The following is a 24,411-nucleotide window of genomic DNA, read 5'->3' as shown; positions in this document are numbered from 1 at the left end:
CTTTATGCGCAGTGCCGTGCTGAGCCAGCACCAATTTTCTGTTGCGCCGATGTTAGACTGGTCAGATAAGCATTGCCGTTATTTTCATCGTCTGTTGAGTCAACATGCGGTGCTGTACACGGAGATGGTTACTACCGGCGCTATTATTCACGGCACTGGTGATTATCTGGACTTCAACGCAGAAGAACACCCTGTGGTGTTGCAACTTGGTGGCTCTAACCCGGCTGATATGGCGCACTGTGCTAAGCTGGCACAGCAACGCGGCTACGATGCGGTTAATATTAATGTTGGTTGCCCGTCTGATCGGGTACAAAACGGTATGTTTGGCGCTTGTCTGATGGCGCAGCCACAGCTGGTGGCCGACTGTATCAAAGCCATGCAAGATGTGGTTGATATTCCGGTAACGGTAAAAACCCGCATTGGTATTGACGACTCAGACGACTATCAGTTCTTACAGGACTTCGTTGCCGCTGTGGCAGATGCCGGCTGTGAGCAACTGATTATTCATGCCCGAAAAGCCTGGCTAAAAGGCTTAAGCCCGAAAGAAAACCGTGAAGTGCCACCACTGAATTATGCGCGGGTATACCAGCTAAAACGTGAATTTTCGCAGCTTAATATCAGCATCAACGGTGGTATTAAAACGCTTTCGCAGGCTCGGGAGCAACTGCAGTATCTGGATGGGGTAATGGTCGGGCGCGAAGCTTATACCAACCCGATGTTACTCAGTGAAGTGGATGGCCTGATATACGGCAATACCGCAACGCCGCTTACACCGCAACAAGTGGTGCAGCAGATGCTGCCTTATATCGAACGGCAAATGCAGCAAGGCGCGCGGTTTTGGCATATAGCCCGGCATATGCTGGGTTTATTTCAGGGTATGCCGGGAGCCAGACAATGGCGGCGTTTATTGAGCGAGCGTGGCCATTTTGCCGATGCCAAACCTGAGCTATTGTTGCAAGCCCTGACTAAAGTTACCAGCTTAGCGGATTTAACCAGCTGAGTAGTTAATTTCACTATTTTTTAGTTTTCCATTGAAGGCGGCCAATAATTAAACTGGCCGCCTTTTTTATTATATGTTTAAAATCATTATCTTATATGTTTTTGCTGACTTGGCACAGCGCTTGAAACAACAGAGGTGTGTAGTACAGACTAACCACTTTCAAGGAAACGATAATGAACACGCTGACTGCCTTAACCCTAACTGCATGTTTTGCCGCAAGCCTGCACAGTGCTGCGGCTGGTGCTGACGAACTTACAGAACAAATACGAACTGAAGTGCAATTAACGCAAACAGAATTGCGTGCCGACACGGTGCTGCAGGCCCGCCGCGCACTGCATAAAACCGCGATTGAGCTGCTGGCACAACACACGGCACAGCAAGATGCGCAAACTGCACTGTTAGCGTATCAGGCGCAACACAGCGCACCGGTTGAGGCAGAGTAAGTTATGTTGTTATCACCCGGCTGGCTGTTCGTTATTTACCTGAGTCCGGTGCTGAGCATTATTCCGGTGATGTTGCTGTGGCATAGCTTGGCGCCGCTGGCGGCATTATGGCAAAAAGTACGTTTACTGTGTTGGCCGGAGGACATATGGATTGGGTAAGTATTGAACTACTGAGCTTTACAGTATTCAGCCTGTTAGGTTTGATTACAACACAGGCTGATAAATACAGATTAACCGCGGAAGGAGCAACAAATAATGGCAACATATGATACAGATCGTTGGTACTGCGCCAGAGCATATCGCAAAGTGGCGGGAGTGTGCGCCGGTTTTGCCGGTTATTATCAGCAGCCGCGCTGGTTAATCCGTTTGTTGGCGATCATTTTATTACTGATGTTCCCGGTCGCAACTATTATCGCTTATCTGGTTGCCGCGGCAGTGCTGCCGGATCGCTAAGCAAGGGTAGCTGCGCATTTTGCAGTAAGTTACCGGCTGATAACCACTGTAAAGTGGTGTAAGATAAGCCTGTGACTTACAAGGAGAAACAAAATGCGTTTGATCTATGCCGCTTTGTTGCTGTGCAGTATAAATGTATTGGCTGACAGTAGTTTGGCTGTCAGTGTAACTAACGGCGAAATCCGCCAACCTATGCCGGGACGCACTGTCACCGCAGGTTATCTGACCCTGCATAATCAATCAACACAGGCTATTATTCTTACGGGGGCAAGTAGCCCGGCATTTGCCCGCACAGAGCTGCATCAGCACAGCCATAAAGATGGCATGATGCGGATGGAAAAAGTAGAACAAATCACTGTCGATGCCGGTGGCAGCGTAGAGTTTGTACCCGGTGGTTTGCACCTGATGTTTTTTGAGCCTGCTGCTGCACTCGAGGTTGAGCAAACCGTGCCGTTATCTTTGCAATTTTCCAACGGGCAAGAATTAATGCTGACATTGCCGGTAGTGGCAATGCCCAAGCGCTGAGGAAAGATAATGTTTAATGCAAAAATTGTCAGCACTGCTGTGGCGGTGTTATTGGTCATTATGTACCTGACGGGTTGGTGGGTTAGCCGCGAGCCGGCACTGTTGGTCGATGAAATTCAGCAAAGCCATCAGCAACTGGGCGACAAAGCGATAGTAGGCTACAGCACTACAACCGCCCTTATCCGCGTCAGCGAGACGTTGCTGGATAAAAGCGGCGGTTACCTTGCCAATGACATTATGCCGCCTTTTGTCTTATTGGATAATATGCCGGCGTGGGAATTGGGGGTGCTGGAAATGTCCCGCGATCTCGCGCTGGCGCTGCGAAAAGATTTAAGCCGGTCACAGTCGCAGTCAACAGAAAATCAATTTCTTAAAGTGGCTCAGCCAATGTTTAACATTGATCACCGTAGCTGGGCTATACCTGCAGCGGAGTCTGAATACCGTAAAGCTATTGCACAATTATATTTGTACCGCGCTGAGCTGATGAACCCGGCAAAGCCGGATAGCCAGTTCTATGCGCGGGCAGATAATTTGCGCGATTGGTTAAAAGCGGTAGAGAAGCGGCTTGGCAGCTATTCCCAGCGTTTAAGCGCCAGTGTAGGCCAGGACAGGTTAAACACCGATTTGGCCGGTGAAAGCAGTGCCCGGCAGTCAACCGAAAGTCCCGGCCAAAAGATGGTGAAAACCAGTTGGTGGAAAATAGACGACGAGTTTTACGAAGCCCGGGGGGCCAGTTGGGCCTTGCTGCATTTTTTAAAAGCGGTAGAAACAGATTTTGCCGATGTATTGCAGCGTAAGAATGCGATGGTCAGCCTGCGGCAAATTATCCGCGAGTTGGAAGCAACCCAACAATCCATCTGGAGTCCTATGGTGCTTAATGGCAGTGGCTTCGGTTTAATGGCAAACCATAGTTTGGTGATGGCGAATTACATTTCCAGAGCAAATGCGGCGCTTATAGATTTATCAGAACTATTAACACAAGGGTAAAAGAAAGCATGAAGAAAACAGTATTAGTGCTGTCGCTTAGTGGCGCTTTGTTAGCGGGGACCGCACAGGCGGATACGTTGCTGGGTTTGTATTTGGGAGCCGATGGCTGGCGCACCTCAACTGACGGTAGTTTCGCCGGCAATGATCAAATGCAAAGCTTTAATTTCAATGACAAAACCCAGACGTCTTATTATGTCGCCCTGGAACATCCGCTGCCGTTGATACCGAATATCCGTCTGCAGCATAACCAAGTGGAATCTGCCGGTGTCAGCAATTTAACCGCCGATTTCAGCTTTGCAGGTGAGAGCTTCACTGCGGATACGCAACTGCAAAATCAGGTAGATCTGACTAACACCGATTACGTGTTGTACTACGAAATTCTTGATAATGATCTGGTAAGTATCGACCTTGGTATCAACGGTAAGCATATTAACGGCACCGTAGCCGTTGCTGAAACTGCTGCCGGTGGTATGGCCGCATCACAGCGTGTGTCGCAGGTTATTCCTATGGCATACGGCGCAGCTATTGTTGGTTTGCCGCTAACGGGATTAGATGTATTCGCGCAGGGCAGCATCATTTCTTATGACGGCAGCCGTATCTATGATATGCAAGCCGGCGTGGCCTATGCGCTGCTGGACAATCTGGCGGTTGATTTACGGGTCAAAGTCGGTTACCGCGCGGTTAATTTACGCCTGGACGACATTGATGATTTCTACGCCGACCTGAACTTTAAAGGTGTGTTTGCCGGGGTAGAGCTGCATTTCTGATCTAACACAGCGGTGCATTAAACTGCACCGCTGTCTGCTTTATTCCTTCTCTCTTCGCTTGTGACTGTTATCGAATCGTTTTATAGTTATTGCACATGTCACAAGCCGGACCCAAACTTTGGTAAATTATTTCAAACAGTTAACTTTACCATGGTTAATCGCTGTAGCAGCGATGGCATTAGCTACCGGCCTTTGGTACCACTTTGAGATGCAAGGGCAGCAGCGCATACAGATCCAGCAATTTTCTGCCACTTTGCAATTGAACTCCGCTGCTTTGCTCAATGATAAAGACCAGCAGTTGCTTAAAGCTCAGTTAAACCATATCCGCTACGCCAGCGCAATACCGCTGACTAGCGTTGCTTTATACCGTCAATCCGGAAAGTTACTTGCGGCAACAGATTTACCCCCTGCGCTGCAAAATGTTCGACCGGCCCTGCCGGTGCGCAATTTTTCGCTGCAGCAGGTTGAGCACCAATGGTTAGCGCTGCAACCGCTGACCCGCTATGCTGCGGCAACGGATGGTGTGCTGCGTCAACCCGAAGCTGACAATAATTACTATCTGTTGTTGCTGTTTACACCTGAGACGGAGCACAGTGTCTGGTTAATTCCGGTGTTTATTGTCGCTATGGTTGGCTGGGTAATGTTGCTGTTAATTCGCGGCACTTTGTCGCAGGCGGCCCAGCGGCAGCATACCGATATCAGTTTGTTGGCACACAAACTCAGCCAACTTAAACAAGGCCAATTAAATGCGCGGGTAGATGAAGAGTTGATGGCAGAGTTGCTGCCGTTAAAGCAAGCAATTAATGACCTGGCGGTGCATCAGGCCGGGCAGCATGACATTGCTCAACAACAGCTAAAGCAGCAACAGCAGCAGGTGGCACAAGTCCAGCTTCAGACAGAGCAATGGCAGCAGCAAAACAAAGCGCTACAGCTCAAAGTTGCGCAGCAAGGCCGTGCGCAGCAACAACGTTTCTTAAGCCTGCAGCAGTTACAGCAACAAGGAACGGCGCTAACCGAAGAAGAATTTAGCCGGGCGTTATCCGGCCAACTTACTTTGATGCAGCTTGAGCTAAATGGCGAAGCTGCATCGGCGGTACCGATACTGCTGACCGATTTTATTGCAACACATATTGTTGTTTGTCAGCAATTATTGCTACAGCGTGGTATTGAACTGCAACTGATAGAAGGAGCCGGTAATGCCGGCTGCCAGGTTAAATTACCGCAGCTTGCTTTGTCGGCAATGTTGCCTGAGATGGTGCAACTTGGTAGTCGCAGTGAGGGCTGCTCAGAGCTGACGTTGGAAGTACGTGTTGTGCAGCAGGCGTCGGGCACTGTATTGCAACTTAGCGTTACCACGGACGGCGAGGGCATGTCGGCCAGGGTAAGGCAGTTATTGAACAGTAATGATACCCAGGCATTGCAATGGCATGAAAGTGATATCGCTATTTTAATTGCAGTAAAACAGCAGCTGAAGGCGCAAATGTCAGTGCAGTCGTTAGACGGTTTAGGCAGCACGGTAGCAATCAGTATACCGTTACCGGAGCTGACAGCTGTTGGCCACAACAAGCTGCAACATATACTGCTGTTTGAACACAATGCTGCTATGCTAACCGAGCGGGTGCAGAGTTTGTCAGCTGTTGCGGCCCATGTTGCCGGTTGCAGCGACCTGGCCGAATTAAACCTGAAAAGTACGCAGTATGCTTATGATCGGGTTGTGTTGTTTTTGCCTGAGCCCGCCGAGCTTGCTGCATGGCAACAGTTAACAACTGCGCTCGCCGGCCGGAGCCAGTTGCTGTGCTATTCTGCCAATGCGCATATTGCTATCTGGCGCGCTGCGTTAACGGTGGCCGTAGAGACAACACCATTTTGTCTGGCACGGTTAAACAATATTGCCACGGCCCTGACATCGCGGCCGTATCCGCATTTGTTGGTGGTAGATGATAACCCTACTAATCTGGCTTATATCCGTGTGCTGATGAAGACACAGCCGGTGCAACTCAGTACCGTAAGTTGTGGCGCAGAAGCGTTAAAACTGTGTCGTAGTGAAAGATATGATGTGATATTGCTGGATATTCAGTTGCCGGATATTAAAGGTACCGAAGTTGCCATCCAGCTAAGGCAATTGGCCGGCTATGAGGATATTCCCATTTTGGCATTTACCGCACATGCTCTGGAAGATGAAGTAGCGGAGTATCTGCAAGCCGGTATGAATGACATTATTTTTAAACCGTTGGAGCCGGCCAAGCTGCAGCAGGTACTGAGTTGGTGCTCACTGGGTGAAACTGATGATCTCGGCTAACAAATGTTTTAGCGCCTGCAGATATTGTTGGTTGGGCTGGCTGGTTAACAGCGGCAGTAACTCGGCACCACTGGCCGTGTATTTGTAATACTGCAGTACCACATCTTTACTGCTGACAGTGCCGTTAATGCTGAGTTGTTGATATTGCCAGTTTAGCGTTTGTCCGGCGGGTAACTCGCCGCTTTCTATCTCAGAATTATGCAGTAAACCGATATCCATCAGACTGAGAATTTGCGGGTAAGACAGGCCGAATTGGTTCAGGTTCATTACCGCTTTGCTGCGTCCGGTTAGCAGGCGCCACAATGACGGCTTGCGGATATAACCGAAGTAAATCCGCGCGCTGGGATCCTGTCGGGTGCGGCAGCTTAAATTGGCGGCCTGCTGTAATGCCAGCGCTTCTTTATAGCTCATCCGTTGTAAGGTATGCAGTGTTTTAAGTGAAAACTTGCCGGGACTGGCTATCTCACCTGCGAGTATTTTCGCCCACAGTTGCTGCATACTCTTGTTAGAAATTTCCAGTACCAACTGACAAAACTGTTGAAACCAGTCCGGGTCCACATCCATGCCGGAAACCTGCTCGGGGCAATAGTCCAAAGCCAACGCCATAATGCTTTCAAGGTTGTGTTGCTGGCGTTCGCGCTGCATTTGCAAGCGCCGCTCGGCACGTTGCGCCAGGGTGAGGCCTGCATTGCCGGCAGCTGCGCCGGAGCGTGCTGCCAAATGCTGATGTTTATCGTTAAAATGGCCTTGCTCTTCAGCTGTGCTGCTTTGAACTGCCGGGTCTGTTACGTGTACGGCAGTACCCAACTGCGTTTTTGCCAGTTGGCGTAAACGTTGTTGGCCGCTAAGAGCATTAATTTTGGCCATTGATCTGTACTGTGAGTTAGTAAAATATTGCTTATCCTCGCATCTCGTTAATTCAGCAGCAAGCAGGGGGAGCTTTTTGCACGAAATAAAATCAGTGATAACTTACTCTTATACAAATTAACCATGTATATTTAAACGGAATCATTAAATAAGGCTGAATGATGGTATCGAAAGAAACAGATGAGGATTTTCTGTTTTTGGCAGAAGACGAACCTGAAATAGCAGGGCCGGAGCAGACACTGGGTGAGTGGCATTTATTAATCGTTGATGATGATGAAGAAATCCATACCGTGACCAAACTGGCGTTAAGTGATTTGACCGTAATGGGCAAACATCTGGTATTTCATCATGCTTATTCCGGTAAAGCTGCGGTGCAGTTTTTGCGTCAACATCCGCATACTGCCCTGGTGTTGCTGGATGTGGTTATGGAGTCTGACGATGCCGGATTAAAAGTGGTGCAGCAAATCCGTGAAGAGCTGGGCATGGATGAAATACGCATTGTATTACGTACCGGGCAACCGGGCTATGCACCTGAAGAAAGCGTGATTAAAGAATATGATATCAATGACTATAAAACCAAGACGGAATTAACCCGTAGCAAACTGGTTACTTCTATTATTGCTTCGCTGCGCTCATATCAGCAAATCCGGACTATTAATCAAAGCCGGCGCGGTTTACAGAAAATCATCAATGCCGGCGCCAACTTACTGGAGCAGCATTCGCTGCATGAGTTCTCTGAAGGTGTAGTTACACAAATTTCGTCTCTAATCGGCTTGCATGCTGAAGGGGTGCTGTGTGCGCAAATCGAAGATGACGGCAGCGCCAGTGACAATATCTATGTGCTTGGTGCGGCCGGGCATTATGCGCCTTACATTAAGTGTCAGCTCGACAGGTTGGACAACCCGCGCATTGTGGCTCAGATCACCAAGTGTCTGCGTACACGCCAGCATTTGTTTACCGATCTGGATACAGTATTGTACCTGGGTAATGATACTCACAGCGCCGCGGTATACATTGAAACGAACCGACCTATTGAAGAGCTGGATCGCCAGTTGATAGAAGTATTTCTGAGTAATATTTCTATCGGATATGAAAATGTCACTTTATTTCAACAGCTTAAGCATGCTGCTTATATAGATCCGTTAACTAAAACACCAAACCGCAACGAATTTATTCAAATTTTGCAGGATACCAGGCGCTATGAGGCTGCCGGTAATGTCGCTGTACTGATTGATATTGATCATTTTTCTGATGTAAATGACGGCTTGGGGCAAGATGTCGGCAATGAGCTGCTTATTGCCGTTACGTTCAGGCTGATTGAGCATTTTGGCGTAACCTGTCAGCTGGGCCGTATCGGCGCTGATGTGTTTGGTTTAGTCGGGCCGCAAACTGAGCTGACGCCGGAACGGTTGCAGGCAGCTTTTGCCGAGCCGTTTCATGCTTCGGAGCATGCGTTGCAAGTTAATGCGACCTTCGGTTTTTGCCGGCTGACAGATACGGCAGAGCAGGGGTTGACGATCCTTAAGCATGTGTACATCGCATTGAACAAAGCAAAAAAACATTTAGGGCAGAACTTTCAGTATTATCAGGCCGAGATGGAAGATGAAATGGCTGAACGCTTGGCCATGTTGCGGATGTTACGCCAGGATTTTGCTCAAGATAAATTGCAGCTGTGGTATCAACCTCAGGTATCGTTGAACGGTTTGCAGGTGGTTGGTATGGAGGCGTTACTGCGTTGGCCACAAGGACCCGGGCAGTTTGTTTCGCCGGCGGTGTTTATTCCACTGGCTGAATACTCCGGTTTAATAGTCGAGATTGGCGATTGGGTATTAGCACAAGCGTGTTTGCAAATTAAGCAGTTGGCTAAGCAGGGGTTTGATAATCTGCGTATTGCCGTTAACGTGTCAATGCCGCAGTTTCGTCATGCCGGTTTTGTCCAGTCGGTGATAGATTGCGTTAACTATTATCAAATTAATCCGCAATTACTTGAGCTGGAAATAACAGAATCGGTGGTGATGGACGAACCTAAAATAGTGATCGATGCGCTGCAGAAGCTGAAAAATTTCGGTATTAAAGTTGCGATTGATGATTTTGGTATCGGCTTTTCATCGTTAAGTTATTTACAACAACTGCCGTTGGATCGAATTAAAGTAGACCGTGCCTTTATCCGTGACATTGATAAGGCTGCCGGCGAAGTTCTTGCAGAAACTATCATCAGTTTGGGTAAGCGTTTAAACCTGTCAACCATTGCTGAAGGTGTTGAAACCAAGGCACAGGAGCAAGCGGTACTGGCGATGGGCTGTGATGAGGTGCAGGGGTTTATGTACGCCAAACCCATGCCTCCGGCAGAGCTGCTGCTGTTTTTGCAACAGCAGAAAAAGTAAATAAAAAAACTGCCGGGCGGCAGTTTTTTTATGCTGCCACGTTATTGTGGCGCTGAAACCGCCGGGGCGGTGTAGCCTGCAGCTACCACGTCATGATTTTGTGGCAACAATTGTGAGATCCCCACCAGTACTATGCCTTGTTGTTGCAGCTTCGGCAGTTGTTTACGTAAAAACCGGTATGTTTCCGGGTAAGGATGCGCGATGGCAATGGCACTTTGCCGTTTACGGGCAATACGCAGCAGTAAATCAAATTGCTTGGCGATGGCGGTTTCGGTTTGTTCGTTATCAAGAAATACTTGCCGGCTGAGATTTGTCACACCAAATTGGCGTGCATATTTACCTGCTGTGCTGCGTGACGTCGTTAAGCTGTCGATAAAAAACAGCTGCCGTTTGCTGAGGTATTCCATAGTCCAGGCCATCGGCAGCTCCTGCTCAGTGTAAAAACTGCCCATATGATTGTTAATACCTATGGCATAGGGAATATCAGCCAGCGCAGCTTGCAGGGTTTGCTGCACCTGCTGTTTGTTCATGTCTGCTGTTAGCGCGCCCGGGCCTAATGCTTTGCCGTTACTGGCCTCCATCGGCATATGTAACATCACATCTTTTTGCTGTTGAAAAGCTTGCCTGGCTGCGCGTTGGCCATAAGGAGTGTGTGGCAGTACCGCATAAGTAAGCGGGAACGGCAGATCTATCAGCTGTAAATCAGCTTTTTGGTAGCCGATATCGTCAATAATGATGGCGATACGGGCTTGCGGAGCCGCAGCATGCAGCCGGACGCTGAATATAAAAACTAACAAAATTAAGACTGGTCGCACGTTATTATTATTCTCTTTTGCGCAAGGTGCTTTGCACCTCAGCTTGGTAAAAAGTATAAGCGGATCTTTGTGGTATTACATTAAAATTCTTATGGCCGCGCCTGGCTTAACCATTGCAGCGGATTAACTGCTTCACCTTTATCGCGGATCTCAAAATACAAGCCGGCATCGGCCTGGCCACCGCTCATTCCTGCCAGCGCAATGGTTTCACCGGCGTTAATACGTGCGCCTGGTTGTTTTAATAAATTCTGGTTGTGGCCGTATAAACTCATAAATCCGTCGCCATGGTCAAGCACAATCACCCAACCATAACCTTTGAGCCAATCGGCATAGATCACCTGACCATCGGCTATCGCTTTTACCGCCTGGCCCTCATTAGTTTGGATCAAGATACCCCGGGAGGAAATGCCGCCCTGACGATTTTCGCCAAAGCGCTGCAATAAACTGCCGCGCAGTGGCCAGGTAAGTTGTCCTTTTTGCCGGCTTAGCCCCGCCAGTTCGCGAGCTTGTTCGGCTAACTTACGCAGTTCATCCAGCGTCGTTTGCAAGCTGGATTCATTTTGTCGCAGGTAATCCAGTTGCCGGCCTTGTTGTTGCAGCATGCTCTGTAAGCGGGCAACGGCTTGCTGCTGTGATGTTTTGGCTTGAGCCGATTTTTGCTGCTGTTGTTGCAGCGTAATCAGGCTGTCGGCTAATTGTTGTTGTTTTTCTGCCAGCTCAGTCTGCACTTGCTGCAACTGAATAATAATGCTGTTTAACTCCGCCAGTTGCTTTAATCTGGCGTCATTAAAATAACGATAGTAACTGAGAACCCGCTCCAGTTTGCCGGCATCTTGCTGGTTTAACAGCATCTTGCTGTAATCATGCTGGCCCAGGCTATAAGCACTTTTTAATTGTGTTGCCAGCAGTTTTTGTTGTTGCTGTAGTTTCTGTTGCAGTTCATCTTGTTGTTGCGACAGCTGCTGGCTGCGCTGTGCCAGTTGTTGCCGTTGTTGTTCTGTTTGCCGCAGCGCAGCAGAGGCTTCTGCCAGCGCGCGGTCAGATTGCTGCAGCTTTTCTTCGGCTTTATCCAATTGCTGTTGTTGCTGTTTTACCTGACGTTCAGTCAACTGAATTTGTTGTTTCAGTTCAGCCAGCTCTTGCTCCTGCTGCTGTTGTGCAACAGCCGGAGCAAGGCAAAGAACAAACAACCAGTAAGGTTGCAGCAATAACTGTTTTAGCCGCGTTAATGGCATTTATTTCGGCTGCATCAAAATTTTTCCGCTCATTTCTGCCGGCACCGGCATTCCCATCAGTGACAGCATAGTAGGGGCGATGTCGCTGAGAATACCACCTTCGGTGACATTTGCCGGCCGGCCAACGTAGATCAGCGGCACCGGCCCGCTGGTGTGGGCGGTATGGGCCTGACCGGAGTCGGTGTCCAGCATCATTTCTGCATTACCGTGATCAGCAGTGATAAGACACTCGCCGCCAACTTCACGCAGGGCTTCAACTACACGGCCAATACAGTGATCTACCGCTTCGACAGCTTTAATGGCGGCGGACAATACGCCGGTATGGCCTACCATGTCACCATTCGGGTAATTACAGATAATAACGTCAAACTCGCCGCCCTGGATGGCGGCTACCAGTTTGTCGGTTAATTCAGTTGAGCTCATTTCCGGTTGCAGGTCGTAAGTGGCCACTTTGGGAGAATCAACTAAAATTCGCTGTTCGCCTGTAAACAGTTCTTCTCTGCCACCGCTGAAGAAGAAGGTAACGTGAGCATATTTTTCCGTTTCAGAAATGCGCAACTGGGTTTTATCATGTTTTGCCAGCCACTCTCCCAGCACGTTATTCAGGCTCTCTGGCGGGTAGGCACAGGGGGCGTTAATATCTGCGGCATACTCAGTCAGCATAACAAAACTACTGAGTTTAGGCCGGTATGCGCGGTTAAAGCCGTCGAAGTCATCATTAATAAAAGCACGGCTGAATTGACGGGAGCGGTCTGCACGGAAATTCATAAAAATCAATGCATCGCCATCCTGCATTTTCACCGGTTGGCCTTGTGCGGTTAAAATCGCAGTGGCTTTTACAAACTCGTCGTTTTCATCTCTGTTATAAGCCTGTTCTAATGCCTGCAGAGCGTTGTCAGCCTGATAGACTGCTGTCCCGGCAGTAAGTAAATCGTAGGCTTGTTGTACGCGGTCCCAGCGTTTATCGCGGTCCATGGCGAAATAGCGGCCGATAACGGAGGCAATTTGCCCGCTGCCGGTCTTAGCAAAATGTGCCTGAATTTTTTCTAGCGAAGCTTTAGCACTGCGCGGTGGTGTATCCCTGCCATCTAAAAAAGCATGCAGGTAGATAGGGCCTGCACCTTGTTGCTCCGCCAGTTTAATCATTGCCAGCAGGTGATCTTCATGACTGTGAACGCCGCCGGCAGACAACAAGCCCATAATATGTACCGCTTTATTAAGCTGTTTGGCGGTTTTGACCGCATTTGTTAATACCGGATTAGTAAAAAAATCGCCATCGTTAATGGCCTTGGTAATGCGGGTAAAGTCCTGATACACCACACGGCCGGAGCCTAAATTAACATGGCCTACTTCAGAGTTACCCATTTGACCGTCGGGTAAGCCCACATCCAGGCCAGAGCCGGAAATCAACGTATGTGGACAGCTTTGCCATAGTTTATCCATCACCGGTGTATTGGCCTGAGCAATAGCATTATTGTTAACGTCTTCGCGATAGCCCCAGCCATCCAAAATTAATAATACCAAAGGTTTTTTACGCAAGGCCATAAGTACTCCGTTGTTAAGCAGGAAGCTAAAAAGACGAGTGGCTATATTACCGAAATTTGTACAATTCTCCAGCCCTGATATTAGTCTGGCGGGCCGACAGGGCTGCTTTCTGTTTGTAAACTGAGTATACTCAGCGCTGGTTATTTTTCCGTACAAGCAGAGAGAACATGCAGCAGTATATCGAATTTGTGACAAACCATCCGATCTTAAGTGCAGTGTGGGTGGTGCTATTTGTAATGTTGGTGGCCAGCTGGCTGAAATCACGTTTTTCTGCTGTAAAGCAGGTAACACCAACAGAGCTGACCTTGCAGGTAAACCGGCAGAATGCCATCGTAGTAGATATCCGCGCCGAGGCTGATTATAACAAGGGCCATATTACCGGCGCACGGCACTTACCGTTAGCGGATATTGAAAAACAGCAGTTGGCGGGGCTTGAAAAGCAAAAAGCGGAACCCATTATTCTGGTATGTCAGGCTGGCATGACGGCACAAAAAGCTGCTGCCAGTTTGTTAAAACAAGGCTTCAGTGCGGTTTCTGTATTACAGGGCGGCATGGGAAGTTGGACCGGCGCCAGTTTACCGCTGGTAAAATCTAAGAGGTAATGATGTCGCAAGTCACTATTTACACCAAAGCCTATTGTCCTTATTGTGTTCGCGCTAAGTACGTGTTGGACAATAAACAGGTAAGCTATCAGGAAATCCGTATTGACGAACAACCTGAACTGCGTCCCCAGATGATAGAGCTTGCCGGTGGCAGAACCACAGTACCGCAAATTTTTATTGCCGGACGCCATATCGGCGGCTGCGACGACATGCTGGCGCTGGATGCCAGCGGTCAGCTTGATACGTTATTAAACTCATAATTACAATACAGTAGGAATTATCATGGCCGAACAACAAGCAAACGGCGTTGCAACTGAGCAGCAGGGGTTACAGTTTTCTATTCAGCGTATTTTCGTAAAAGATATTTCTTTTGAAGCGCCAAATGCACCGGCAATTTTCCGCAAAGAATGGAAGCCGGAAGTAAAACTGGATCTGGACACCCGCAGTGAGAAACTGGAAGACAATGTGTATCAGGTGATCCTGTCACTAACGGTAACCACCACAGTTGAAGGTGAAACGGCATTTTTATGCGAAGTACAGCAAGCCGGTATTTTCGCAATCGGTCAATTGGAAGATGCGCAAATGGCGCATATGCTGGCGTCGTTCTGCCCGAATATGCTGTTCCCTTATGCCCGTGAAGCGGTATCTAACCTGGTAAACCGTGGTACTTTCCCGCAGTTAAACCTGGCACCGGTTAATTTTGATGCCTTGTTTGCTCAGTACCTGCAAAAGCGCCAGGCTGAAGCGCAAGACACCAGAGCAGACGCGTAAGCAATGCAAGCGTCTGCTATTGCTGTGATTGGGGCGGGGTCTTATGGCACCGCTCTGGCTATTTGTCTGGCACGTAACGGTAATCATATTACTTTGTGGGGCCGAAATAGTCAGGATATTACCCAAATGGCGCAGCAGCGCCTGAATCAGAAGTATCTGCCGGATATCCGCTTGCCGGATTCTTTGCATGTAACAGCCGAACTGGCTGAAGCTGCTGCCAGTAGCCGCGATATTTTGCTGGTGGTGCCAAGCCATGCTTTTGCGCAAACTTTGCAGCAAATTAAACCTTTTTTGCAAGCCAATGCCCGTGTGGCATGGGCAACCAAGGGCCTGGAACCGGAAACCGGGCGGTTGTTGCAAGATGTTGCACGCGACATTCTTGGTGAAAAAGTGTCACTGGCAGTATTTTCCGGGCCGACTTTTGCCAAAGAAATGGCGCTGGGTATGCCGACGGCCATTTCGTTATCTTCTACAGACGAAGAGTTTATTGCTGAGTTGTCAGACTTACTGCACTGCGCTAAAAGCTTTCGGGTATACACTAATCCGGATTTTATCGGTGTACAGTTAGGCGGTGCGGTGAAAAACGTTATCGCTATCGGCGCCGGTATGGCAGATGGTATTGGGTTTGGTGCCAATGCCCGCACTGCACTCATTACGCGTGGCTTAACCGAAATGTGTCGTTTGGGTTGTGCGTTGGGGGCCAAAAAAGACACCTTTATGGGCATGGCCGGTCTGGGAGATCTGGTGCTTACCTGTACCGATAATCAATCACGTAACCGGCGCTTTGGTTTGTTACTGGGCCAGGGAAAAGCGGTTGATGACGCGATGCAAAGTATAGGTCAGGTCGTTGAAGGCTATCGTAATGCGAAAGAGGTGTTTAACCTGGCGCAGCGCGTTGGCGTAGAAATGCCGATTACTGAGCAAATATTCCAGGTGTTGTATCAGGGCAAAGACGTTAAATTAGCGGCACTGGATTTATTGGGCCGGGAAAAGCGCGACGAAGTAAGTTAACCCCGCTTAACTTACTTCTTTGCGTACCAGCTTATTCTCTTTTGCCAGCAAAGCCGGTATCTCCGCTGCCGGTAATGCTTTACTGAACAAATGTCCCTGCAAAATATCGCACCCCATCACATGTAACAAATAAGCCTGCATTTCGTTTTCAATGCCGGTAGCAATCACATCCAAATGTAAATAAGACGCCAGCCTAATCAGGCTGGCAGTGATATTGCGCTGTTGTTCGTTGTGTTCCATATCTTTAATAAAACCCGGTGCAATTTTGATGCTGTGCAACGGGTATTGCCGTAACACTGACAATGAGGACACGCCCTGACCAAAATTGTCTAACGTTAAATGAAAGCCCAGGGTAGTCAACTGTGTCAGGGTGTTGTTAATGTTAGTGTCAGGCTGCAAAAAGATATCTTCATGCAGTTCCAGTTCAAACTGCTCTGCTGACAAACCGGTGAGCGATAACTGGTTGCTGAGCGCAGCGACAAAATCGGTTTGGCGAAAGCTCTGACTGGCAATGTTCAGCGAAATACGGCCGCGGTTAATGCCGGTTTGTTGCCAGTATTGCAATTGCTGACAGCACTTTTTGAACGTTAACCGATCCAGCGCTACCAGCAAGCCTGTCTCGTCGGCGACACTGAGGAAGGATGCCGGCGATAATACACCGCGTTTAGGGCTATGCCAGCGCAGCAAAGCCTCATAGCCGACGACACGGTTACTGCCTATGCTGAGCCTGGGTTGGTAATGCACATCGAATTCGCCCTGTAGCAGGGCTTTTTGTAATTCTGTTTCCAGGCTTTGATATTCAGGTGCACGTTGCTGGATCCTGGCGTTGGCAAATTGCAACGCATCGCTGCCTAACTTTGCCGCCGAGGTTATTGCCCGTTGTGCTTCAGCCAGTAATCCGGCCGGCGTTTGGCTGTCCAGTGGGTACAGGCTGATACCTATCCATGTTTGTAGCGATGCTTTTACGGCAGGATCATTTAAATCGGCAGTCAGGTTCAGTAACTTGTGTGCCAGGCGGTTCAGGCTGATATCGACTTCACCATCACATAATTGCGGTGGTAACAACACCGCCAATGTATCCTGGCTGTAACGGGCTGCCACACCGCCTTTAGGAATGTATTGCAGTAGTTTACTGCTGATTTTACTTAATACATGTTGCAGCAATACATGTTGCCGGTTATCTGCGGCCAATAGTTGGTTAAACTTTAGCAACAGCAAAGCGCATTGTGGTTGCTTGCTGCTGCAGCTGTTAAGCAGCGTTTGCAGATAGTCTTCCAGCAACAGTGGACTGAGCAAGCCGGTTTCAGCATCGTATACAACACGCCGTGTCAGTTGTTGTTGCTGTTGTTTCTGCCGGCTTATATCGCGGGCTACTAACAGATAACAGGCCGGCGGCTGTGTTGTGGCGGTGATGGACAACGACAATGCCAGTCTGGGGCGGTGTGCACCGGTATCGAGCCAGGCTTCGCCGGTCCAGTTTTTGTACTGGCTGATGTCTTGCAGTAGTAACTGCTCACCCTGTTCGCTTTGGTAAAGTGGTAGTGGTGCCGCCGGGGCAGCTCCGGGTTTGTCCGGTAGCAAAGCGTTAAAAGCAGGATTAAGATAGCCCGGACGGAAATCTTCGGTAAGAATAGCGACAAAATCATCAGACTGCTGCAAAAAGCCCTGTAGTACGCTGTGCTTATCCAGCATATCAGTGTGGCGTCGTCGCAGCTTGCTGTTATACAGCGTAAGTACCACTATCAGCAACAGTAGTACAGTTATGGCTATGCCACTTTGCCAGCCCGCAGCCGTTTGATTGGCATATGCCGGCATGGCCCAGAGCAGGGCAGACAAAAGCAGCCAACAATGCAGCGGCATAGTCCTAACATCCTTGTTATCAATATAAACGCCATTAAATATAGCTGTAGTATGTTTGGATATGCAAATGCAATAACGGGCTATTTATTGTCTGGCACCGGTATAACCAAGCTGACGCCATGATTCATAAACAAAAACGGCGACGGCGTTAGACAAGTTCATTGAGCGGCTGTTTGCTGTCATCGGGATGCGTAGCCAGTGTTCAACCGGCATTTGTTGCAATACCTCAGCCGGCAAACCACGGCTTTCCGGACCAAAAATCAGTGCATCGTTGGCCTGATACTGTGCTTCGCTGTGTTGGCGCTGGCCTTTAGTGGTGCAGGCAAACATCCGCGGCGGTGCCACGGTGCTGACAAAATGGGCAAAATCACGATGGCGCTGCACCTGTGCAAACTCATGGTAATCCAGCCCTGCACGTTTAATACGCTTGTCATCCCAGGCGAAGCCCAGTGGTTCGATCAAATGTAATTGATAGCCGGTGTTAGCACACAAGCGGATAATATTACCGGTATTAGGTGGAATTTCCGGCTCGAATAAAACAATGTGCAACATAATGAACTCCACAATAGCAGGGGGCGCAGTGTAGCAAATTCAGTGCTGTGGCGGCAGCGTTGCCAGAAAACTATTGATGGCGTTTAGCGCTTGTACGCGGATATCATCCGTTTCCATAAAAATTTCATGCCGGGCATGCGGCAATCTGACTAACTGATGTTGCAGCGTCGCCGGTAACTGCCGGTACCACAGGTTTTGCGCATGGTTGCTGACGACTTTATCGGCTTCTGCCTGCAACAGCAGCAGCGGTGTGCGCCAGTGGCCGGCGCTGAGTTGCAGCTGGCGCATGGCGCGAATAGCTGCGCTTACCCAGCGTGTGGTTACACCGCCCAGTTGTGCCTGCGGCTGCTCGCGATAACGCTGCAACAGCCATTCATACCGCGCGGCACAGCCGGTTAACGGGTTATTATTAAACGCTTTTTCCTTATAGTTGCTTTGGCCCGGGAAATACCACGGTTCTTGCGTAACCGCGCGGTTCAGCGCGCCAAATGCCAACGCAATCGATTCTGCCAGCCGTGCCGGCACCAGCCCGGTATAAATACCCAGCATAGGCGAGGCGAAAATGGCGGCAGAAAACGGATGACTGTACTGCTGCAGATAGCCGGCCAGAATGGCACAGCCCATAGAATGCCCAAGCGCAATGTAACGTTGATGGCCTGAGGGCATCACAACATGCCCGACAAATTGCGCTAAATCGGCTTGATACAGCTTAAAATCGGTAATGTAGCCTTTGTGCGGGTTGCTCAGTTCGCGCTGCGACAGGCCCTGGCCACGATGGTCCAGCAGGAATACGCTATAGCCGGCCTGCACCAGCTCAAAGCACAGTTCGGCGTACTTTACCGCCATTTCCATCCGGCCGCTGCTGATAAGCACCGCATTTTTGGCCCCGGGCACCAGATGGCAATAGTAACTCAATTGCACTTGATCGGGCGTAGTCAGTACCGCGCATGTCATCTGCTGCCAGAATGGTTGTAGCCGGCTTTGCCAGCGCTCAGCCAGATCTGCAGCGTTTCCCAGCGGCTGAACAGGTAAAAATTGCCCGCTATTGCTTACCAATGTTGAACTCCTGCGACGTTAGCCAAACCCGCAGTTTAACGGTAACGTCAGCCTGATACAAAGCCCGCCTTCACTTCTTGTTTCAGCGACCACAGTACCTCTGTGCTGGCGCACAATTTGCGCTACTATCGCCAAACCTAATCCGGTACCACCGGTGCTGGCTGTGCGGCTGTCAGACACGCGGTAAAACGGCTCAAATACGGCTTCAAGCTGCTCTGCAGCAATGCCCGGGCCCTGGTCACAAATGGTCAGTTGTAATTGCTGCTGTTGTTGCTGCAAGGTGCAGCTGATGTCACTGCGCGGCGGGCCATACTTAATGGCATTGCGCAGAATATTTTCTATTGCCCGTGCCAGTAAACGGCTGTCGGCGACAATTTCTGCCACGTTCGGAGCGGTTAGCTTAATAGTTTGCTGCTTGGCGTCGGCTTCTACTTTGTTAACATCGATGATATCGGCCAGCAGTTCGCTCAGGTCAAAGCGCTGCTGCTGCAATTGATATTGGCCGGCATCGAGTTTGCTGAAGGTCAGCAGCTCATCGAGCATCACATCCAGCCGGTCCAGCTCCTGCTTTAGTCGTGGCAGTTGCTCCATATTGTTTTGGCGCTCGGTCAGGCCCAATGCCAGCTGAGCTCTGGCCAGCGGCGAGCGTAACTCATGCGAAATATCACGTAATAAGCGTTGTTGGTTTGTCAGCAAAGCACTGATGCGTTCCGCCATAGTGTTAAAGCTGTGACCAAGCCGGCCCAGTTCGTCTTTGCGTTTGATTAAATTGCTGACCCGGCTGTCCAGTTTTCCGTCAGCAAAGGCCAGGTTGCGCTGCAGCAACTCACGTAATGGCCGCGAGATAGACAAAGCCAGAATCAAGCTGGCGACAGCAGAGATCAGCAGGGTAAACAGTAGCAACACATGCTGCGGTATTTCACTTAAACGCCACCACGGCTGGGGCGGGCGTTGGCGCTTTTGATACAGTGCCAGGTTCTCCTCGCCAAGTTGCAGCAAAAACGGCCCTGCCAGCGAGGTATTATGGTGTTTTAGCCAGCGTGGCCGCGACAGCTGAGATAATTCCGTTAACCAGTTCTGATCAAAGTCCCGCGGCAATAAGTCCGGGGTCAGTACACTGTTGCTGTCGGCGTTTACTACCAACCAGCGATCCGGCCGGTGTTGCTGTAACCTGGTTATCAGTTCAGCGCTGTCACGGCTGTCAGCAAAGGGCTGTAATTGTTGCTGCAGTTGCTGCGCGATATTGTGCGGTAGCCGGCGGATTTCGGTTTGTTCAACCAGGGCACGTGATAGCGCCAAAGTGCCGAACACGGCGGTTAGCAATACCAACCAGAACCAAAGGAAGATGCGCCCGGCCAGATAATGAAACGGATTCAGATACCCCAGCCAGTTCATACCTGCCCCTGTAAAAACAGATAGCCGCTGCCGCGCAGGGTTTGTATTTTCTCATCAGTGCTGAACTGGCCGACTTTTTTACGGATATTGCTGATATGCATATCCAGGCTGCGGTCGTACATTTGCAGGCGTTTACCCAGCACTTCTCGGCTGAGTTCATCTTTACTGACCACTTCACCGGCGTGGCGCATTAATACTTCCAGCAACTGAAATTCGGTAGCGGTTAAACTCACCATATTGTTATTACAACTGAGTTGGCGATTGTGCGGGTTTAGTTCCAGGCCATTAATATTCAATATGGCGTTGGGTGCCGGCTGTGGGGTTTTCGTCAGCTCTACGCGGCGCAAAATGGCTTTAATACGCGCGACCAGTTCACGTGGGTTAAAGGGTTTGGCCAGGTAGTCGTCCGCTCCCAGCTCCAGCCCGACAATACGGTCGACATCATCGCCGCGGGCTGTCAGCATCAGCACCGGGCAATATAGTCCGCTGCGCAGCGCCTTTAACACCGACAAACCATCCAGACCCGGCAACATCACATCCAGCAGGATCAGCTGATAATCTCCGCTTTGCGCCAATTCCAGCCCGCGGTTACCGTCGTGTGCCGCACTAAACTGATAGCCGTCCAGCGCCAGATATTCGGCAACCAACTCACATAAGCCGGTGTCGTCATCAATCATTAGAATTGCAGGCATAACTACTCCTTGGTTGTGTAGAGTTTACCCAATGTCAGCGGGCTGCAATATACCTTTACAGAATCTTTACCCGGTCTTTGCGCTGCTTTGCATCCGTCACTTTATGCTTAAGCTGTCTTATTACGGGAGTGTCTCAAATGAAAGTATCAAAATTAATTTTTGTCCTGGGTGTAATCACCGCCAGCGGTTTGTCGACAGTGGCTATTGCTGACGGACATAAAGCAGATGGCCGGCACGAAGAACGGCACATGCAGCAGATGCCGATGCAGCGCATGCTGGCAGGGTTAGAGTTGACTGACAGCCAACAAGCGCAAATTAAGCAACTGATGCAACAGCACCGCCAGGTGCGCCGAGCAACGGACGAAAAAGGCGAAACGCGCCGGCAAATGCGCGAATTGCTGGCGGCAGAGCAGTTTGATGAAACCGCCGCGCGCTTGCTGCTGGAGCAGCAACAGCAGCAGGTGTTAACTCAGCGTCTGGCCGGATTAAAGTTACAACATCAGATATTGCAGTTGCTGACTGAAGAGCAGCGGCAACAACTGGGTGAGAAACGGGCAAAGTGGCAACAGAAGAAATTGCGCCACAATTCCTGAACCGGCGAGGTTAGGCTATAAAATCAACACTGTTGGTTGACAGCAAAATGGCGGGCTATGCCCGCTACTCTATATCCAGTTCTTTTAGTTTGCGCGTCAGGGTGTTGCGGCCCCAGCCCAGTCGTTTGGCTGCTTCTTGCTTATGACCATGGGTAAACTGCAAGGCTTGTTGCAGTACGGTGCGTTCAAACTCGGGCCCTGCTTCAGCCAAAATGTTTTCTTCACCGGCATTCAGTTTATGGCTGATCCAGCCTGCCAGTAATTCCTGCCAACTGCCGCTGCTGCCGTTAACTGTTGTCACTGTAGCCCTGGTTGGGGTGGTGAGTTCAGGTGGCAAGTCGGCGACCACGATATGTTTGCCACTGGCCATTACAGTAAGCCAGCGGCAGGTATTTTCCAGTTGGCGCACGTTGCCGGGCCAATCCAGCTGGCTTAAGAATTGTTCTGCTTCTTTGGTCAGCGTTTTGGCTTCAACATTTAACTCTTTGGCCGCCTGCAACAAAAAATGCTGCGCCAGTTTGGCAATATCCTGTTTGCGTTCGCGCAATTGCGGCAAATGTACGCGGATCACATTCAGACGGTGAAATAAGTCTTCACGAAACTTGCCTTCGGTTACCAGCTGCTCCAGATTCTGGTGCGTAGCTGCGATAATACGCACATCGACACCAATAGCCTGGTGGCCGCCAACACGGTAAAACTGACCGTCGGCCAATACGCGCAGCAAACGTGTTTGCACATCCAGCGGCATATCGCCTATTTCATCGAGAAATAGGGTGCCACCGTCAGCTTGTTCAAAGCGGCCTTTGCGCAGGTTGTTGGCACCGGTAAAGGCGCCTTTCTCATGGCCGAACAGCTCAGACTCAATCAGATCTTTCGGAATTGCGGCCATATTCAGCGCGATAAATGGCTGCTCTGCACGCGGGCTGTGCTTATGTAAGGCACGGGCAACCAACTCTTTACCGGTACCGGATTGGCCATTAATTAATACACTGATGCTGGAGCGCGCCAGCCGGCCGATGGCGCGGAATACTTCCTGCATTGCCGGCGCTTCACCGATAATCTCCGGTGATAAGGTTGGCGCCACGGCTTTATGTTTCGGTTGACGCGCTTTGGCGTGCTCCAGCGCGCGGCTGATCAAGGCAACTGCATCGTTGACATCGAACGGTTTAGGTAAATATTCAAAAGCACCGCGTTTAAAGGCATTAACGGCACTGTCTAAATCAGAATGCGCGGTCATAATAATTACCGGCAGTTCCGGTGCCAGTTCTTGCAGGCGGCTTAACAGCGCCATGCCGTCGGTACCCGGCATACGGATATCCGATACGACTACTGCTGGTTGGTCATACTCCAGCCGCTGCAACATTAAATCGGCAGAGGCATAGCTTTCACATAAAATATCCGCCCGGGCGAGGGCTTTTTCCAGAACCCAGCGGATAGAATTGTCGTCATCGATAATCCACACAGTATGACTCATTAGTTCAATCCTCAGTGTCTGCAATTGGCAGGTATAGGGTAAATTCGGTATGGCCCGGCCAGCTGTCGCAATCAATCCAGCCGCCGTGTTGGTGGATCAGCGTTTGGCCGATTGATAACCCCAGTCCGGTACCGCCGGCTTTGCCACTTACCATCGGGTAAAACAGGGTGTCTTTAATGTCGTTCGGGATGCCGGGGCCATTGTCGATTACACGGATTAAGGCCACCAGTTTGTAGCGTTTGCCATGCAGGGTATGTTGGTGTAGTACGCGGCTTTGTAAGCAAATCGCCGGTTGTGCGGTATGTTCCAGTGCTTGCTGCGCGTTGCGGACTATATTCAACAGCGCTTGCTCGAGCAGTTCCGGGTCAAAGGCGAAATCGGGTATGCTGGGGTCGTAGTCCCGGCTGAACTTCACCTGGCCGGGATTATCCATCAGCGCTAACTGACGCACTTGCTCTATCATCTGATGCAAGTTGCTTTGCACCCGCTGCGCCGGGCGGTAGGGGCCCAGCAAGCGATCGACCAGGTTCCGTAACCTGTCGGCCTGGGCGATAATCAGTTGCGTATATTCTTTCAGCTCATCAGATAATGTTTCTTCCAACAATTGCGCTGCACCACGTAAACCGCCGAGCGGGTTTTTTATCTCGTGTGCCAGGCCGCGGATCAGCTCGCGGGCGGCCAGGTGCTGATGTTGTTGCAGGCTTTCTAGACTGATTTTCCGCTGTTGATCGACATGACGAATTTCCAGTAACAGATGATCCGGCGGGCTCTCACTGACGGTAACGCTGATATCCAGCAGCAAATGGCGGCCGTCGGCCAGTACGGCTTGCACATCGCTGACGCCAAAGCCCTGTTTCGAGCTTAGTGCACCGCAAAAATGCTGGCTGCTGATATCAATATGTTGGAACAATTCAGGAAAGTACTGGGCAGACAGGCGTTTTTCACCTAAACCCAACACAGCACAGCAGGCGGTATTAAAGTAACGAATGTTTAAATCTGCATCCAACAGCATAATGGCCGTGGTCAGTTGCTCAGTAATATGCGCGTATAGTTGCTCTGTCGGTATTGTTATATCAGTCACTGTT

At 50.0% G+C, this 24,411-nt stretch carries 25 protein-coding genes; 14 read left to right on the top strand and 11 right to left on the bottom strand.

The features are described 5' to 3' along the window. The first annotated feature begins 4 nt into the window (after positions 1–4). From dusA to HRH59_RS00615, 8 genes are all read left to right on the top strand, one after another. Positions 5–1,000, top strand: coding sequence for a tRNA dihydrouridine(20/20a) synthase DusA (gene dusA / locus HRH59_RS00650; RefSeq protein ID WP_173499338.1), 996 nt, complete (start codon positions 5–7; stop codon positions 998–1,000). A 173-nt stretch (positions 1,001–1,173) separates the two neighbouring features. Then, a complete protein-coding gene (locus HRH59_RS00645; protein ID WP_173499337.1) occupies positions 1,174–1,443 on the top strand; it encodes a hypothetical protein in 270 nt (89 codons plus the stop codon). Positions 1,444–1,446: 3 nt separating this feature from the next. Then, positions 1,447–1,602 (top strand): hypothetical protein, encoded by a 156-nt coding sequence (locus HRH59_RS00640; protein ID WP_173499336.1) that lies wholly within the window; start codon positions 1,447–1,449, stop codon positions 1,600–1,602. A gap of 96 nt (positions 1,603–1,698) precedes the next feature. After that, positions 1,699–1,896, top strand: a complete 198-nt coding sequence (locus HRH59_RS00635; RefSeq protein ID WP_173499335.1) for a PspC domain-containing protein — start codon at positions 1,699–1,701, stop codon at positions 1,894–1,896. Between the two features lie 93 nt (positions 1,897–1,989). Next, a complete protein-coding gene (locus tag HRH59_RS00630) occupies positions 1,990–2,421 on the top strand; it encodes a copper chaperone PCu(A)C (protein WP_173499334.1) in 432 nt (143 codons plus the stop codon). A gap of 9 nt (positions 2,422–2,430) precedes the next feature. Beyond that, positions 2,431–3,408 (top strand): DUF2333 family protein, encoded by a 978-nt coding sequence (locus HRH59_RS00625; protein ID WP_173499333.1) that lies wholly within the window; start codon positions 2,431–2,433, stop codon positions 3,406–3,408. 8 nt (positions 3,409–3,416) lie between these two features. Then, positions 3,417–4,175 (top strand): TIGR04219 family outer membrane beta-barrel protein, encoded by a 759-nt coding sequence (locus HRH59_RS00620; protein ID WP_173499332.1) that lies wholly within the window; start codon positions 3,417–3,419, stop codon positions 4,173–4,175. Between the two features lie 118 nt (positions 4,176–4,293). Then, the gene (locus tag HRH59_RS00615; protein WP_173499331.1) at positions 4,294–6,474 is read left to right on the top strand and encodes a response regulator; all 2,181 of its coding nucleotides are present in this window, start codon (positions 4,294–4,296) and stop codon (positions 6,472–6,474) included. On the opposite strand, the gene HRH59_RS00610 is transcribed toward HRH59_RS00615, so the two are convergent. Then, on the bottom strand, positions 6,445–7,341 hold the full coding sequence (locus HRH59_RS00610) for a TIGR03899 family protein (protein ID WP_173499330.1): 897 nt from the start codon (positions 7,339–7,341) through the stop codon (positions 6,445–6,447). The two genes, HRH59_RS00615 and HRH59_RS00610, sit on opposite strands and share 30 nt — an antisense overlap. Before the next feature lie 158 nt (positions 7,342–7,499). Here HRH59_RS00610 and HRH59_RS00605 point away from each other — a divergent pair, with 158 nt between their 5' ends. Then, positions 7,500–9,725, top strand: coding sequence for a two-component system response regulator (locus tag HRH59_RS00605; protein WP_231702356.1), 2,226 nt, complete (start codon positions 7,500–7,502; stop codon positions 9,723–9,725). 41 nt (positions 9,726–9,766) lie between these two features. Here the strand turns inward: HRH59_RS00605 and HRH59_RS00600 are convergent, their stop codons facing one another. From HRH59_RS00600 to gpmM, 3 genes are all read right to left on the bottom strand, one after another. Continuing rightward, entirely contained in the window at positions 9,767–10,522 is a 756-nt protein-coding gene (locus tag HRH59_RS00600; protein WP_178089439.1) for a divergent polysaccharide deacetylase family protein, read from the bottom strand. A gap of 107 nt (positions 10,523–10,629) precedes the next feature. Then, a complete protein-coding gene (locus tag HRH59_RS00595; protein ID WP_173499328.1) occupies positions 10,630–11,775 on the bottom strand; it encodes a murein hydrolase activator EnvC family protein in 1,146 nt (381 codons plus the stop codon). Then, entirely contained in the window at positions 11,776–13,320 is a 1,545-nt protein-coding gene (gene gpmM / locus HRH59_RS00590) for a 2,3-bisphosphoglycerate-independent phosphoglycerate mutase (protein WP_173499327.1), read from the bottom strand. It abuts the gene before it with no gap. Between the two features lie 167 nt (positions 13,321–13,487). Between gpmM and HRH59_RS00585 the strand changes: the two genes are divergently transcribed. The 4 genes from HRH59_RS00585 to gpsA are packed head-to-tail and all read left to right on the top strand — an operon-like array spanning position 13,488 to position 15,704. Beyond that, entirely contained in the window at positions 13,488–13,922 is a 435-nt protein-coding gene (locus HRH59_RS00585; RefSeq protein WP_173499326.1) for a rhodanese-like domain-containing protein, read from the top strand. Beyond that, positions 13,922–14,182: a glutaredoxin 3 gene (gene grxC / locus HRH59_RS00580; RefSeq protein WP_444785342.1), complete on the top strand. Its 261-nt coding sequence runs from the start codon at positions 13,922–13,924 to the stop codon at positions 14,180–14,182. The genes HRH59_RS00585 and grxC overlap by 1 nt, the downstream gene beginning before the upstream one ends. A 22-nt stretch (positions 14,183–14,204) precedes the next feature. After that, a complete protein-coding gene (gene secB, locus HRH59_RS00575) occupies positions 14,205–14,693 on the top strand; it encodes a protein-export chaperone SecB (RefSeq protein ID WP_173499325.1) in 489 nt (162 codons plus the stop codon). A 3-nt stretch (positions 14,694–14,696) separates the two neighbouring features. Then, on the top strand, positions 14,697–15,704 hold the full coding sequence (gene gpsA, locus HRH59_RS00570) for an NAD(P)H-dependent glycerol-3-phosphate dehydrogenase (RefSeq protein WP_173499324.1): 1,008 nt from the start codon (positions 14,697–14,699) through the stop codon (positions 15,702–15,704). A 6-nt stretch (positions 15,705–15,710) separates the two neighbouring features. Here the strand turns inward: gpsA and HRH59_RS00565 are convergent, their stop codons facing one another. From HRH59_RS00565 to HRH59_RS00545, 5 genes are all read right to left on the bottom strand, one after another. Beyond that, positions 15,711–17,564, bottom strand: a complete 1,854-nt coding sequence (locus HRH59_RS00565; protein WP_173499323.1) for a putative bifunctional diguanylate cyclase/phosphodiesterase — start codon at positions 17,562–17,564, stop codon at positions 15,711–15,713. An 84-nt stretch (positions 17,565–17,648) separates the two neighbouring features. After that, entirely contained in the window at positions 17,649–18,116 is a 468-nt protein-coding gene (gene trmL / locus HRH59_RS00560) for a tRNA (uridine(34)/cytosine(34)/5-carboxymethylaminomethyluridine(34)-2'-O)-methyltransferase TrmL (RefSeq protein ID WP_173499322.1), read from the bottom strand. Positions 18,117–18,155: 39 nt separating this feature from the next. Beyond that, positions 18,156–19,172 carry an alpha/beta fold hydrolase gene (locus HRH59_RS00555; RefSeq protein ID WP_218573430.1) on the bottom strand — a complete coding sequence of 339 codons (1,017 nt, stop codon included), beginning with the start codon at positions 19,170–19,172 and terminating at the stop codon, positions 18,156–18,158. 18 nt (positions 19,173–19,190) lie between these two features. Beyond that, entirely contained in the window at positions 19,191–20,567 is a 1,377-nt protein-coding gene (locus HRH59_RS00550) for an ATP-binding protein (RefSeq protein WP_173499321.1), read from the bottom strand. Continuing rightward, positions 20,564–21,259, bottom strand: a complete 696-nt coding sequence (locus HRH59_RS00545) for a response regulator transcription factor (RefSeq protein WP_173499320.1) — start codon at positions 21,257–21,259, stop codon at positions 20,564–20,566. Before HRH59_RS00545 ends, HRH59_RS00550 begins: the two co-directional genes overlap by 4 nt. A gap of 137 nt (positions 21,260–21,396) precedes the next feature. Between HRH59_RS00545 and HRH59_RS00540 the strand changes: the two genes are divergently transcribed. Then, positions 21,397–21,852 carry a Spy/CpxP family protein refolding chaperone gene (locus HRH59_RS00540; protein ID WP_173499319.1) on the top strand — a complete coding sequence of 152 codons (456 nt, stop codon included), beginning with the start codon at positions 21,397–21,399 and terminating at the stop codon, positions 21,850–21,852. A gap of 64 nt (positions 21,853–21,916) precedes the next feature. On the opposite strand, the gene glnG is transcribed toward HRH59_RS00540, so the two are convergent. Together glnG and glnL are read right to left on the bottom strand one after the other, a co-directional pair. Next, a complete protein-coding gene (gene glnG, locus HRH59_RS00535) occupies positions 21,917–23,326 on the bottom strand; it encodes a nitrogen regulation protein NR(I) (RefSeq protein WP_173499318.1) in 1,410 nt (469 codons plus the stop codon). A gap of 4 nt (positions 23,327–23,330) precedes the next feature. Then, positions 23,331–24,407, bottom strand: a complete 1,077-nt coding sequence (glnL, locus tag HRH59_RS00530) for a nitrogen regulation protein NR(II) (protein WP_331460137.1) — start codon at positions 24,405–24,407, stop codon at positions 23,331–23,333. Positions 24,408–24,411: the final 4 nt, after the last annotated feature.

Source organism: Rheinheimera lutimaris (genome assembly GCF_013283795.1).
Taxonomy (GTDB): domain Bacteria; phylum Pseudomonadota; class Gammaproteobacteria; order Enterobacterales; family Alteromonadaceae; genus Alishewanella; species Alishewanella lutimaris.
Note: the sequence above shows the minus strand (reverse complement) of the source record. Positions and strands in the feature narration are given on the sequence as shown.

Bases quoted from the DNA above. Each gene is read 5' to 3' on its own strand.
- HRH59_RS00565 (WP_173499323.1), bottom strand. From the start codon at position 17,564: ATGCCGCTGCATTGTTGGCTGCTTTTGTCTGCCCTGCTCTGGGCCATG.
- gpmM (WP_173499327.1), bottom strand. From the start codon at position 13,320: ATGGCCTTGCGTAAAAAACCTTTGGTATTATTAATTTTGGATGGCTGG.
- gpsA (WP_173499324.1), top strand. From the start codon at position 14,697: ATGCAAGCGTCTGCTATTGCTGTGATTGGGGCGGGGTCTTATGGCACC.
- HRH59_RS00645 (WP_173499337.1), top strand. From the start codon at position 1,174: ATGAACACGCTGACTGCCTTAACCCTAACTGCATGTTTTGCCGCAAGC.
- trmL (WP_173499322.1), bottom strand. From the start codon at position 18,116: ATGTTGCACATTGTTTTATTCGAGCCGGAAATTCCACCTAATACCGGT.
- secB (WP_173499325.1), top strand. From the start codon at position 14,205: ATGGCCGAACAACAAGCAAACGGCGTTGCAACTGAGCAGCAGGGGTTA.
- HRH59_RS00585 (WP_173499326.1), top strand. From the start codon at position 13,488: ATGCAGCAGTATATCGAATTTGTGACAAACCATCCGATCTTAAGTGCA.
- HRH59_RS00640 (WP_173499336.1), top strand. From the start codon at position 1,447: ATGTTGTTATCACCCGGCTGGCTGTTCGTTATTTACCTGAGTCCGGTG.
- HRH59_RS00625 (WP_173499333.1), top strand. From the start codon at position 2,431: ATGTTTAATGCAAAAATTGTCAGCACTGCTGTGGCGGTGTTATTGGTC.
- grxC (WP_444785342.1), top strand. From the start codon at position 13,922: ATGATGTCGCAAGTCACTATTTACACCAAAGCCTATTGTCCTTATTGT.
- HRH59_RS00630 (WP_173499334.1), top strand. From the start codon at position 1,990: ATGCGTTTGATCTATGCCGCTTTGTTGCTGTGCAGTATAAATGTATTG.
- HRH59_RS00550 (WP_173499321.1), bottom strand. From the start codon at position 20,567: ATGAACTGGCTGGGGTATCTGAATCCGTTTCATTATCTGGCCGGGCGC.
- HRH59_RS00540 (WP_173499319.1), top strand. From the start codon at position 21,397: ATGAAAGTATCAAAATTAATTTTTGTCCTGGGTGTAATCACCGCCAGC.
- HRH59_RS00595 (WP_173499328.1), bottom strand. From the start codon at position 11,775: ATGCCATTAACGCGGCTAAAACAGTTATTGCTGCAACCTTACTGGTTG.
- dusA (WP_173499338.1), top strand. From the start codon at position 5: ATGCGCAGTGCCGTGCTGAGCCAGCACCAATTTTCTGTTGCGCCGATG.
- HRH59_RS00605 (WP_231702356.1), top strand. From the start codon at position 7,500: ATGATGGTATCGAAAGAAACAGATGAGGATTTTCTGTTTTTGGCAGAA.
- HRH59_RS00545 (WP_173499320.1), bottom strand. From the start codon at position 21,259: ATGCCTGCAATTCTAATGATTGATGACGACACCGGCTTATGTGAGTTG.
- glnG (WP_173499318.1), bottom strand. From the start codon at position 23,326: ATGAGTCATACTGTGTGGATTATCGATGACGACAATTCTATCCGCTGG.
- HRH59_RS00620 (WP_173499332.1), top strand. From the start codon at position 3,417: ATGAAGAAAACAGTATTAGTGCTGTCGCTTAGTGGCGCTTTGTTAGCG.
- HRH59_RS00610 (WP_173499330.1), bottom strand. From the start codon at position 7,341: ATGGCCAAAATTAATGCTCTTAGCGGCCAACAACGTTTACGCCAACTG.
- HRH59_RS00635 (WP_173499335.1), top strand. From the start codon at position 1,699: ATGGCAACATATGATACAGATCGTTGGTACTGCGCCAGAGCATATCGC.